The organism is Lachnoanaerobaculum sp. MSX33, from assembly GCF_000512995.1.
Classification (GTDB): domain Bacteria; phylum Bacillota; class Clostridia; order Lachnospirales; family Lachnospiraceae; genus Lachnoanaerobaculum.
In genome coordinates this window covers 15,158-27,355 of the sequence record NZ_AZXX01000011.1, presented here as the reverse complement: position 1 = coordinate 27,355, position 12,198 = coordinate 15,158, and the positions used below count along the sequence as shown (strand labels likewise).

14 protein-coding genes are annotated in these 12,198 nt (G+C 38.0%); 13 read left to right on the top strand and 1 reads right to left on the bottom strand.

Going from position 1 to position 12,198, the window contains the following annotated elements; translation table 11 throughout:
- Nucleotides 1–14: 14 nt before the first annotated feature.
- Nucleotides 15–251 (bottom strand): hypothetical protein, encoded by a 237-nt coding sequence (locus tag HMPREF1495_RS01435; protein ID WP_007595311.1) that lies wholly within the window; start codon nucleotides 249–251, stop codon nucleotides 15–17.
- 160 nt (nucleotides 252–411) lie between these two features.
- On the opposite strand from HMPREF1495_RS01435, the gene trkA reads away from it, so the two are divergent.
- The 13 genes from trkA to HMPREF1495_RS01370 all read left to right on the top strand — a co-directional run bounded on the left by trkA (nucleotide 412) and on the right by HMPREF1495_RS01370 (nucleotide 12,174).
- On the top strand, nucleotides 412–1,770 hold the full coding sequence (trkA, locus tag HMPREF1495_RS01430; RefSeq protein WP_034211445.1) for a Trk system potassium transporter TrkA: 1,359 nt from the start codon (nucleotides 412–414) through the stop codon (nucleotides 1,768–1,770).
- Nucleotides 1,770–3,218 carry a TrkH family potassium uptake protein gene (locus tag HMPREF1495_RS01425; RefSeq protein ID WP_034211443.1) on the top strand — a complete coding sequence of 483 codons (1,449 nt, stop codon included), beginning with the start codon at nucleotides 1,770–1,772 and terminating at the stop codon, nucleotides 3,216–3,218. Before trkA ends, HMPREF1495_RS01425 begins: the two co-directional genes overlap by 1 nt.
- A gap of 84 nt (nucleotides 3,219–3,302) precedes the next feature.
- Nucleotides 3,303–4,373 carry a methionine ABC transporter ATP-binding protein gene (locus HMPREF1495_RS01420; RefSeq protein ID WP_034211441.1) on the top strand — a complete coding sequence of 357 codons (1,071 nt, stop codon included), beginning with the start codon at nucleotides 3,303–3,305 and terminating at the stop codon, nucleotides 4,371–4,373.
- On the top strand, nucleotides 4,330–5,010 hold the full coding sequence (locus tag HMPREF1495_RS01415; RefSeq protein WP_007595319.1) for a methionine ABC transporter permease: 681 nt from the start codon (nucleotides 4,330–4,332) through the stop codon (nucleotides 5,008–5,010). The genes HMPREF1495_RS01420 and HMPREF1495_RS01415 overlap by 44 nt, the downstream gene beginning before the upstream one ends.
- Nucleotides 5,011–5,086: 76 nt before the next feature.
- A complete protein-coding gene (locus tag HMPREF1495_RS01410) occupies nucleotides 5,087–5,986 on the top strand; it encodes a MetQ/NlpA family ABC transporter substrate-binding protein (RefSeq protein WP_034211438.1) in 900 nt (299 codons plus the stop codon).
- Between the two features lie 506 nt (nucleotides 5,987–6,492).
- The gene (locus HMPREF1495_RS01405; RefSeq protein WP_034211436.1) at nucleotides 6,493–6,813 is read left to right on the top strand and encodes a PadR family transcriptional regulator; all 321 of its coding nucleotides are present in this window, start codon (nucleotides 6,493–6,495) and stop codon (nucleotides 6,811–6,813) included.
- A 1-nt stretch (nucleotide 6,814) separates the two neighbouring features.
- Nucleotides 6,815–7,363, top strand: a complete 549-nt coding sequence (locus HMPREF1495_RS01400) for a DUF2812 domain-containing protein (protein WP_034211434.1) — start codon at nucleotides 6,815–6,817, stop codon at nucleotides 7,361–7,363.
- Nucleotides 7,364–7,529: 166 nt separating this feature from the next.
- Nucleotides 7,530–8,291 (top strand): tRNA threonylcarbamoyladenosine dehydratase, encoded by a 762-nt coding sequence (locus HMPREF1495_RS01395; RefSeq protein ID WP_007595328.1) that lies wholly within the window; start codon nucleotides 7,530–7,532, stop codon nucleotides 8,289–8,291.
- 35 nt (nucleotides 8,292–8,326) lie between these two features.
- The gene (locus HMPREF1495_RS01390; RefSeq protein WP_034211432.1) at nucleotides 8,327–9,724 is read left to right on the top strand and encodes an alanine/glycine:cation symporter family protein; all 1,398 of its coding nucleotides are present in this window, start codon (nucleotides 8,327–8,329) and stop codon (nucleotides 9,722–9,724) included.
- Nucleotides 9,725–9,803: 79 nt separating this feature from the next.
- Nucleotides 9,804–10,112: a thioredoxin gene (trxA, locus tag HMPREF1495_RS01385; protein WP_034211430.1), complete on the top strand. Its 309-nt coding sequence runs from the start codon at nucleotides 9,804–9,806 to the stop codon at nucleotides 10,110–10,112.
- Nucleotides 10,113–10,177: 65 nt separating this feature from the next.
- A complete protein-coding gene (locus HMPREF1495_RS01380; protein WP_034211428.1) occupies nucleotides 10,178–11,095 on the top strand; it encodes an NAD(P)/FAD-dependent oxidoreductase in 918 nt (305 codons plus the stop codon).
- Between the two features lie 14 nt (nucleotides 11,096–11,109).
- Nucleotides 11,110–11,655 (top strand): glutathione peroxidase, encoded by a 546-nt coding sequence (locus HMPREF1495_RS01375; protein WP_034211426.1) that lies wholly within the window; start codon nucleotides 11,110–11,112, stop codon nucleotides 11,653–11,655.
- A 75-nt stretch (nucleotides 11,656–11,730) separates the two neighbouring features.
- The gene (locus tag HMPREF1495_RS01370) at nucleotides 11,731–12,174 is read left to right on the top strand and encodes a MarR family winged helix-turn-helix transcriptional regulator (RefSeq protein ID WP_034211424.1); all 444 of its coding nucleotides are present in this window, start codon (nucleotides 11,731–11,733) and stop codon (nucleotides 12,172–12,174) included.
- The last annotated feature ends 24 nt before the right edge of the window (nucleotides 12,175–12,198 follow it).

Below are 12,198 nucleotides of genomic sequence, written 5' to 3'. Positions count from 1 at the left end.
TAGGTAAATATATTTTATTCACCCTGATACATGAATTTTATTATTCTTTCAACGTCTTCTTTATCATGTGCTACAAGATCAAGTTCCTTGATATAGCCGTTTGAAAAGATGTTTGCCATTGAAAGATACTGTGTAAGCTTACTCTTAAGGTTGATTCTGTCACCTTCAGGGGAAACAAGCTCAACTGTTCCTTTGCATTCATCGATTACTTTGAAAAAAGCATCAACGTCTTTGATATTTTGTACTTTCACATAAACCTCCATACAAATATATTTTTCTACAGTATAGCAAAATAGATATGCAGAGTAAAGAAGTGAATTTCTTAGATATGGCAAATATAAGTTTATTGTGCTACAATAGGCAGATGTTACGAGGAAACATAATATAAGTATTTCAATAATGGAGAAGGAAATGCAGATAATAATTGTAGGCTGCGGCAAGGTCGGTTCGACAATTGCGGAACAACTTAGTGCAGAAGGACATGATATAACAATAGTTGATACAGATGAAGCGGTTGTAAAGGCTTTGGCGGCCAGACTCGATATAATGGGTGTTACAGGAAACGGAGCAACACATAGCGTGTTGGAGGAAGCCGGAATAGAAGATTCGGATCTTTTGATTGCAGTTACAGAATCGGATGAGTTAAACCTTCTGTGCTGCATGGTAGGAAAAAAGGCCGGAGCGGAACATACCATAGCCAGAGTAAGAAATCCTGAGTACAGTCAGGACATCGGATTTATGAAAAAAGAACTTGGACTTGCTATGACTATCAATCCTGAGTATGCGGCTTCTACAGAAATGGCAAGACTTTTAAGGTTCCCTTCAGCTATAGAAATAGACACTTTCGGAAGAGGAAGAGTGGAACTTTTGGAATATAAGATACCTGAGGGCAATATACTTGTCGGAAAGAGCCTTATAGATGTTGGAAGAAATATAAAGTCGGATGTACTTATATGTGCGGTGGAAAGAGAAGAGGAGGTAATTATACCAAATGGTGGCTTTGTACTGCAAAATGGAGATATTGTAAGTATTGTAGCCTCCACAGAAAATGCAAAGGACTTCTTTAAGAAAGTCGGATGCAGCAGTAACGGTGTAAGAGATACAATGATAGTCGGTGGAGGAACAATCGCCTACTATCTGGCAAAGCAGCTCTTACCTCTCGGAATAAAAGTAAAAATAATTGAAAAATCCTATGAAAGATGCGAGGAGCTTTCCGCAATGCTTCCGAATGCTGTCATCATACATGGTGATGCTGCGGATAAGGACGTATTATTGGAGGAGGGAATAGAGAATTGTTCATCATTTGTTTCACTTACGGGAATTGATGAGGAGAATGCCTTCCTTTCACTTTATGCAAAGAGTGTTTCAAATGCCAAAATAGTTACAAAGATAAATCGTATTGCATTTGATGATATTATAGAGAAATTCGATCTTGGAAGTATGATCTATCCTAAGCATATCACAGCGGAGTATATTGTAAGATATGTAAGAGGATTGCAAAACAGTGTGGGAAGCAATAATGTTGAGGCACTTTATAGGATTATACATGGCAAGGTTGAAGCTTTGGAATTTTATATAAAAGAAGATTCCGGTATGACGGATGCCACCTTGGAGGCATTGCCTATAAAAGAAGGTGTACTTGTTGCCGGTATTATCAGAGACGGAAAAGTGATGATACCTAACGGTAAGTCAACATTACAGAGAAATGATTCCGTTATTATAATAACAACTATTACAGGTATGCAAAATTTAGAGGATATATTAAAGTAATGAATTATTCAATTATATTATATATAGTGGGAAAGGTGATGATGCTGGAATCGGCCTGTTTCTTGATACCGGCGGTAACATCACTTATATACGGTGAACACGAGGGCATGGCGTACTTGGTTGTGGGTGTGGTGTCTGCAATTATAGGATACCTTATTTCAAGTAAGAAAAAATTTGAAAATGTTTTCTTTGCCAGAGAGGGTTTTGTAATGGTTGCGCTCTCATGGATAGTACTCAGTGTGGTGGGAGCAATTCCCTTTGTACTTACCGGTGAGATTCCGAATATGGTAGATGCCTTATTTGAAACGGTATCAGGATTTACCACCACGGGTGCAAGTATACTTGAAGATGTGGAGAGCCTAAGTCATACATCACTTATCTGGAGAAGCTTTACACACTGGGTAGGCGGTATGGGTGTTATTGTGTTACTTCTTGCTATACTTCCTATGGCGGGCGGCTACAATATGCATCTTATGAAAGCGGAGAGCCCGGGACCTGTAGTCGGAAAACTTGTTCCAAGACTTAGAGATACCGCAAAGATTCTTTATCTTATATATCTGGTAATGACAATTATAGAGTTTGTTATTTTACTGGTTGTAAAGATGCCTGTATTTGATGCTCTCTGTATTACCTTCGGTACGGCAGGTACGGGAGGTTTCGGTATAAAGGCGGACAGCCTTGGAAGTTATTCCTATGCGATGCAGGTGGTGGTGACCGTCTTTATGATACTTTTCGGTGTTAACTTTAATGCTTACTTCTTACTGCTTGGAAAGCATAAAAAAGATGCCTTTAAGATAGAAGAGGTGAGATGGTATTTCGGAATAATTTTTGCCGCAATCATTATAATAACAATAAATATCAGAGGATATTTTGATAACATATTGATAGCATTAAATCATGCGGCATTCCAGGTTGGATCGATTATTACCACCACAGGATATTCAACTACAGATTTTGATCTTTGGCCGCAGCTTTCAAGAAATGTAATAATCTTTCTTATGATGTGCGGTGCCTGTGCCGGAAGTACAGGTGGTGGAATTAAGGTTTCAAGAATTATAGTTATGTTAAAATCGGTATTTCAGGAGATAGGTTACTATATTCATCCAAGAGGTGTAAAAACTATAAAGATGGACGGTAAGGTGCTTGAAAAGCCGGTACTTAACAATATAAGAGTATTTATGCTCACATATATTATGATATATGTAATATCAATGTTTTTACTCTCACTCAATAATTTTGACTTTGAAACCAATTTTACAGCCATAGCGGCTACATTCAACAATATAGGTCCGGGACTTGCAAAGGTGGGACCTATGGCAAACTTCAATATATATTCATATTTTTCAAAGCTGGTGCTTACATTTGATATGTTGGCGGGAAGACTTGAGTTATATCCGATGCTTCTTTTATTCAGCCCCGGAGTATGGAGAATAGGAAAAGATAAATAATTTTATTTTTAAAGCACTTGCAAAATCTTTGCAGGTGCTTTATAATTCCTACTAATATGATAGGAAAGAGGAAATAAAGATACAATGATTGAACTGAAAAATGTTACAAAGACTTTCAGTGCAGGAAGTAATACGGTTCATGCGGTGAAAGATGTATCTTTAGTGATAGAAAAGGGAGAGATATTCGGAATCATAGGATTTTCCGGCGCGGGAAAATCCACACTTGTAAGATGTATAAATCTTTTGGAAAGACCGAACTCGGGAAAAGTATTTGTAGACGACAAGGATCTGACAGCCCTTTCAGCTAGAGATTTAAGAAAAGCAAGAAAAAAAATCGGAATGATTTTCCAGCACTTTAATTTGATGCCGTCAAGGACGGTAGCCGATAATGTAGAATATTCACTTTTTGGAAGCGGACTTACAAAGGTTCAAAAAAAGGCTAAGGTCAGAGAGCTCTTGGCACTTGTAGATATAGCGGATAAAGAGAATTCATATCCGAGTCAGCTCTCAGGCGGTCAAAAGCAAAGAGTGGCGATAGCCAGAGCTCTTGCAAACGATCCTAAGGTACTTTTATGTGATGAGGCGACATCGGCACTCGATCCTCAGACCACGGCTTCCATTTTGGAACTTTTGCAAAGTCTTAATAAAAAGCTCGGAATTACAATAGTGGTCATTACACATGAGATGGCTGTTGTAAAGCAAATCTGTGACAGAGTGGCGGTAATGGAAAACGGTAATGTAGTGGAAGAAGGAGATGTATTCTCAATATTTGCAAACCCTAAACATCAGATTACCAAGGACTTTATAAAGACGACTTCAAATCTTCAAAAGATAGAGGGGCTTATAGCATCAGGCTCTGATGTGGTTAAGTTAAGTCCGGGAGAAGTTATACTTAGACTCAGTTATAAGAAAGCCAATACTTCGGAGGCTCTGATTTCGGAAGTTTCCAGAAAGTTTAATATAAATCTTAATATAATATATGCAGATGTTGAAATAGTAAAAGGAGCACCTATAGGCGGAACCGTGGCGATAGTCAGCGGAGAAAAGGCCGATATAGATGCCGCTATCAAGCATTTGCATGATAAGGAAGTAGGAGTGGAGGTGATAAAGGATGAAAGAATTTTTACACATTCTCTTACCAAACATATCGGCTAAACCGAATGAACTTATCGAAGCTACTTTACAAACTTTGAATATGATGGTATTATCAGGTGCAATTTCACTTTTATTCGGTCTTATATTCGGAGTCATGATAGTTGTAACCGCACCAAAGGGTATACTTAAGAATGCATTTATTTATAATATATTAGATAAGCTTATCAATGTGTTCAGATCAATACCTTTTGTAATACTTCTTGCGGCTCTTATACCTTTTACAAGAATGGTGGTAGGAACTGCAATAGGAACAAAGGGAGCGATACTTCCTTTGGTATTCGGTACGGTACCTTTCTTTACAAGACAGATTGAAAGTGCATTGCATGAAGTGGACAACGGTCTGATAGAAGCAGCACAGAGTATGGGTTCATCACCTATAGAGATTATTTTCAGAGTATATTTAAGAGAAAGTATGACGGGAATTATCAGAGGTGTACAGATTACATTTATATCACTTTTGGGACTTACAGCGATGGCCGGAGCGATAGGCGGTGGAGGTCTTGGAGACTTTGCCATAAGATACGGACATCAAAGAAATCAGACTGATGTAACCTATGTAACGGTAATCATTATACTTGTAATGGTAAGCTTGATACAGGGCATTGGAAACAGAGCAATAAAGAAAAACACACATTAACAGGATTTTATGCAGTGATTTGATTATATTCGGAGCACTGATAAAAAAAATATATATAATCATAAGGAGGTTAATTATGAGAAAATTAAGTAAATTATTGGCAGTAGGCGCTATTTTAACTTTGGGACTTACTGCATGCGGTTCAAGTCAGAAGGCGGATACAAGTGCAGAGAGTACAAAGGCGGATGCAAGTCAGAAGGCGGAAGAAAGCACTAAAGCGGGAGAGAGCGCTAAGACAGAAGGCGATACAACAATCAAAATCGGTGTTGTAGGTGAGAACAACGAGCAGTGGACTCCTGTAATAGATGCTATGGCAAAAGAAGGCATCACTGTAGAGCTTGTAAAGTTTGCAGACTATTCATTGCCGAACAGAGCTTTAAATGACGGAGAGATCGATTTAAACGCTTTCCAGCACAAGGCATATCTTGCAAATGATATAAAGGATAACGGATATAAGATTGAGGCAATCGGTGATACAATCGTTGCACCTCTTGGAGTATATTCAAAGAAGATTACCGACCTTTCGGAGTTAAAGGACGGCGACACAATTGCAATCCCAAGTGATGCTACAAACGGCGGTAGAGCTTTAAAGGTACTTGAGAGTGCAGGAGTTATCAAAGTAAATCCTGATGCCGGATATACACCTACACTCAGCGATATTACAGAGAATCCTAAGAATATCAAGTTTACAGAAGTAGAGGCTGCAAATACACCAAGTCTTTTACCTGATGTGGCTGCCGCAGTAATCAACGGCGGACATGCTGTAGACAACGGTTTAAATCCTGAGAACGATTCTATCTTCCTTGAGAAGGTACAGGAGGGAACAGACAATCCGTATGTAAATGTTATTGTTGCAAGAACTGAGGACAAGGACAATGAGAATTACAAAAAGATTGTAAAGGCATATCAGAGTGATGATGTGAAGAAAGTCATTGAAGATGTATATAAGGGTGCTTATTTACCTGCATGGAAATAATTTTCTCTAAAAAATAAAAAAGAGCTGTCGTATATTTCAAAAGTCGGAATATACGGCGGCTTTTTTTATAAGAATACCGGCTCCGGGCAGAGTTCATATATTGTTCATATCTAATTCAAAAACCTTTTACATAAAAAACAAACTTTAGCCACTTTTGTTTTCTATAATACAAAACATAGACGAGAGATAGCGAGTCTATAAAAATAAAAGATTTTTTTCATAATACTCGAGCCGATACATTCGGCTCTCCTCCCAAAAAATACAGGCCGACAGAGATGTCGGCTTTTTTATATTAAAAAAAGATTGCGAAATGAATATAGTTTTTGCAATTTTTTTTTTGTGTCGAGGCTTAAATAAGGAGTAACTTTAACAATTAATTTTAATATATTTTAGAAAAGCATTGACAGCCATTACGGATTATGATATATTACAGTTAAAGATATATAGAAAAGCGTAATAACATAAAACGTAATATTCAAAATCCGGACAATTTAGAAGGAGGGAATATGGGTAGGTTATCAAACAGCGGGGCGTTGACAGAGTCCATTTATTACATCTTACTCAGGCTGCATAGGAAAGCACATGGATATGCACTTATGAAAGATATAGTTGAGATGACAAATGGGCGTGTAAATCTGGGAGCCGGAACATTATACGGAGCACTCGACACATTACAAAAAAAAGGCTGGATAAGACAGACTGATGAACAGTCAATGGATAGAAAGATTGAGTATATTATAACGGATGAGGGTAGAGAATATTTTGAAAAAGAAATTTCAAGATTGGAGGAATTACTCTCAAATGCAAGAAAGTTAAAGGAGGCGTAAGATGAAGTCTACAGTTAAAAAAGTTTTTTTGGATATAAGCGAGGAAGAGAATTGGCTGAATGAACAGGGTGAACAGGGAAAGATGCTTATAGGATACTCTAACGGCATATATGAGTTTGAAGATGTTTCTCCGGCAAAATTTCAATATAAAATAGATATCCCGAATTATATGGGTAAAAGCAGAAAGGAATATTTAAAGTTTTTGGAGCAGACCGGTATCAGTGTGATTACAGAATATGCCGGCAGAGTGTATTTGAGAAAAAATAAAGCAGATGGAGAATTGGAACTTTATACCGAGAGCAAGGAGGTAGATAATCAAATGAAAAAGCGATATTCATTTTTTATAAGTATTGGTGTATCACAATTTATCTTCGGAGTATTTTTATTTATTCAAATGTTTAACTATATTAATGAAAAGAATACACCTTTTTGGATACTGCTTGTATTTGGGTTTGGATTTATGATTTCCGGAATAATATTTTTTACTACAGGTATTTGTAAGCAAAGGAAAAATTTAAACAGTGATGTGGACAGAGATATTTGGGAATAAAATTATTAACCCCTCAGATTCGTTTTTCGGATTTGAGGGGTTTTTTGTCTGTAAATATTGTGTAAAAATCATATTTGATATTTATTGACAATTATCATTATAAAATATAAACTTGCATGATAGCGTAAAATTATGAGAGGATGGATTTATTATCCAAATTAGATATATGGATCAGTTTGCAAGAACACAGCTTTTGCTGGGAGAAAAAGCCATGGAAAAGCTGAAAAATTCAAGAGTTGCCGTATTTGGAGTCGGAGGAGTCGGAGGATACAGTGTAGAGGCACTGGCAAGGTCAGGAGTGGGAGCTATTGATATTATAGATGATGATAAGGTATGTCTTACAAATATTAACAGACAGATAATAGCGGATACAAAAAGTATCGGAAAATATAAGGTGGATGTGGCAAAGGAGAGGATATTGAGTATTAACCCAAAGTGTAAGGTTACCACTTACAGATGCTTTTATTTGCCGGAGAATGCATCCGAATTTGATTTTTCAAATTATGATTATGTGATAGATGCGGTTGATACGGTCACTGCCAAGATAAACCTCGTAATGCAGGCAAATGAAAGTAATGTAAAGATAATAAGCAGTATGGGTGCGGGAAATAAGCTCGACCCTACAGGCTTTATTGTGAGCGATATATATAAGACAAGTGTTTGCCCGCTTGCAAAGGTTATGAGGCGTGAGCTTAAGAAAAGAAATATAAAAAAGCTTAAGGTGGTATATTCAAAAGAAGCGCCTATAGTACCTTTTGAGGATGAAAGTATAAGTTGCAGTTCTCACTGTGTATGTCCTCCGGGAACTGAGAGAAAATGTACTGACAGAAGATCGATTCCGGGTTCCGTTGCTTTTGTCCCTTCTGTTGTGGGACTTATAATAGCCGGAGAAGTAATAAAGGATTTGATAAAGGATGTTACGGAATAAGTATCATCAATTAAATAATATTTTGAGAGGGAAATATGATTGAAACTATTACGAAGCTGAACGCGGCTCTAAGCGGGTTCATATGGGGTGTGCCGGCAATGATAGCTCTTATGGGTGTAGGCATATTCTTAAGTATCAGGACAGGATTTTTACAGATAAGAAAATTCAGATATATAATGAAGACCACTGTCGGGAGAATTTTTAAGAAAAGAGATGTAGCAGACGGTGCACTTTCTCCTTTCCAAGCTGCTACTACGGCACTTGCGGCCACAGTGGGAACAGGAAATATCGCAGGTGTTGCAGGTGCCATATCAATAGGCGGTCCGGGAAGTGTATTCTGGATGTGGATATCCGCAATACTTGGAATGTGTACAAAATTCGCGGAGGTTACTCTTGCCGTATATTTCAGAAAAACAAATAAGCATGGAGATCTTGTAGGAGGACCGATGTATTATATTCAAAACGGTCTTTCAAAAAGATGGCTGTTTTTGGCTTACTTATTTGCAACATTCGGTACTCTTACGGTATTCGGAACAGGAAATGCCACTCAGGTAAATACGATTACGGCAGCTATAAATGTAGCACTTGAAGGATATGGAATAGTGAAACCGGGTGGACATGAGATGATAAACTTGGTCATAGGAATCATTGTAACCCTACTTGTGGGACTGGTTTTACTTGGCGGTATCAAAAGAATAGGATCGGTGACTGAAAAGCTTGTACCTTTCATGGCGCTTATATATGTAATATTGGCACTTGGAGTTGTTTTTCTAAACATAAACAGAGTACCTGAGGTCTTTGGAAGTATTATATACGGAGCGTTCAATCCGAGAGCGGTCACCGGAGGTATTATAGGAAGCTTCTTTTTAAGCATGAAAAAGGGAGTGTCCAGAGGTATATTCTCAAATGAGGCGGGACTTGGAACAGGCCCTATTGCACATGCATCGGCAGATACAGGAAAGCCGGTAAAACAGGGATTTTTCGGAATATTTGAAGTGTTTGCCGATACAATAGTTATATGTACACTTACAGCTTTGGTAATACTTTGTTCGGGAGTAACTATTCCTTTCGGTTCACCTTCAGGTGCCGAACTTACAATAGGCGGATTTACAAAGACATACGGTAACGGAGTATCAATATTTACAGCAATAGCTATGTGTTCATTTGCTTTCTCAACAATTATAGGATGGGGACTTTACGGCGCAAGATGCATAGAGTTCTTATTAAGTGAAAAGGTTATAAAGCCTTTTATGGTGGTATATTCTTTGACTGCAATAGTAGGTGCTACGATGGACCTCGGGCTTTTATGGGATATATCGGAGACTTTTAACGGACTTATGGCAATACCTAACCTTATAGCACTGTTCCTCCTTTCAAACGTGGTTGTTAAGCTGACAAAGGAATATTTTGAGACGGAAGGAAAAGAAAAATAAAAAACACTTGACAATAAAATAAAATTGTGTAAAATATAATCATAAGCTATTTAAGAAAAGATTCGGAGGAGAAAAAGTTATGGCAGTAAAGACAATTACAAGTGAAAATTTTGAAGCGGAAGTTTTAAACGCAAAAGAACCTGTATTAGTAGATATTTGGGCACCATGGTGCGGTCCATGTAAGATGCTTTCACCTATAGTTGATGAAGTGGCTGAAGAGGCGGACGGTTTCTCGGTAGCTAAGATCAATGCGGATGAGAATCCTGATTTGGTAAACAAGTTCCATGTTATGTCAATACCTACACTTTTGGTATTCAAAAACGGTGAAGTTGTAAATAAGTCGGTAGGTCTTATAACAAAGGATGAAGTAAAGGCTTTGTTGGCATAATAGTAGCTGATTAAGAGCGGTATCGCATATTCAGATACATTTACATTAAAGAAAGAAGTGATTATATGTACGATATAGTAGTAGTGGGCGCTGGAACAGCCGGATTGTCAGCTGCAATATACGGAGTAAGAGCGGGAAAATCGGTACTTGTACTTGAGGGCGCATCTTATGGAGGACAGATAATAAATACTCCTGAGATAGAAAATTATCCTGCTATCAAGAAAACTTCAGGATTTGAATTTGCCACAGATTTATTTAATCAGGCAAAAGATCTGGGTGCTGAAGTAAAATATGAAAAGGTGGCTGGCATCAGCCTTGAAGGTAATATAAAGAAAGTAAAGACTGAAAAGGAAATTTATGATGCAAAGTCGGTAATACTTGCTACCGGCGCAAAGAACAGACCTCTAGGACTTCCTAATGAGAAAAAATTGGTTGGTTCAGGCATATCATACTGTGCAACCTGTGACGGAATGTTTTACAGAGACAGAGTTGTTGCTGTGAACGGTGGAGGTAATACAGCCATAGAGGATGCTACATTCTTGGCCAATGTTGCAAAGAAAGTATATGTGATACATCGTAGAGACGAGTTCAGAGCTGAGGAAGCTGTAGTTGCGGCTTTAAAGAAGAAAGACAATGTAGAGTTTGTTTTAAACTCAAATATTGTGGAGATAAAGGAAGAGTCCTTTGCAGTTACAGGAGTAGTTGTAGAAGATAAAAATACCGGTGAAAAAAGAGAGATTGCAGTGGACGGACTCTTTGTAGCAATAGGTCAGGTACCTGATAATGCGGCCTTTGCCGAGGTGGTAGAGCTTGATAAGGCAGGTTATATCGTATCAGGTGAAGACTGTAAGACAAAGACAGAAGGCGTATTTGCGGCAGGAGACGGCAGAACAAAGGAAGTACGCCAGCTTGTAACTGCAGCGGGAGACGGTGCGGTAGCAGGAATTGCAGCGGCAAAATATGTGGAAACACTTAATATATAGTTAGGAGAAAAGATATGAATATATATGATTTTAAAGTAAAGAACAACAAGGGCGAGGAAGTAAGCCTTAGTGATTATAAGAACAAGGTAGTACTTATAATAAACTCTGCAACAGAGTGTGGATTTACACCACAGTATGAGCAGTTACAAAAGCTCTATGCAGACTATCAGGATAAGGATTTCGTGATACTTGATTTCCCATGTAATCAGTTCGGACATCAGGCACCTGGAAGTGATGAGGAGATTGCTAAGTTCTGCAGCTCAAGATTCGGTGTAACTTTCCCGTTGTTCTCAAAAATAGAAGTAAACGGTGACGGAGCTTGTGAGGTATTTAAGTATCTTAAGAGCGAGAAAGGTTTTGCAGGCTGGGGCGCAGACAATGATATGTCAAAGCTTCTTACAAAGATGCTTGGTGAGGCTGATCCTGACTATGCAAGCAAGCCTGATATCAAGTGGAACTTTACAAAATTCCTTATCGACAAGAATGGAAATGTTGTAAGAAGATTTGAGCCTACAGAAGGTGTTGAAGTAGTAGAAGAGGCTGTAAAAAAATTAATCTAATATAGAAAAGACAGGGGAGCGTTTATGAAAATAAAGGCTCCTTGAAGTCTTTTAAAAGAAAGAGGGAATATTAAAATGGCGGATAAGTACGACTTACTTAAACTGGAAAATCAACTTTGCTTTCCACTGTATGCCTGCTCAAAGGAAATAGTAAGAAGATATAAAGTATATCTTGATAAGCTTGATCTTACATATACACAGTATATTGTAATGATGGTAATGTGGGAAGATAAGGAATTGAATGTAAAAGAGTTGGGAGATAAACTCTTCCTTGACTCAGGTACACTTACACCTGTATTAAAGAAGCTTGAATCAAAGGGTTATGTTACAAGAGAGCGTTCAAAGATAGATGAGAGAACACTTATAGTTACATTGACAAAAAGCGGAGAAGAGCTTAGAGAAAGCGCGCTTGACATACCGGTAGGTATGAGAGGCTGTTTGAATATAAATGATGAAGAGATGGCACAGCTTCGTACCATGCTGAATAAAATTTTAAGTGAAATGGGAGATGTTGCATAGACCTTGAAAGAGCTGACAATTTGC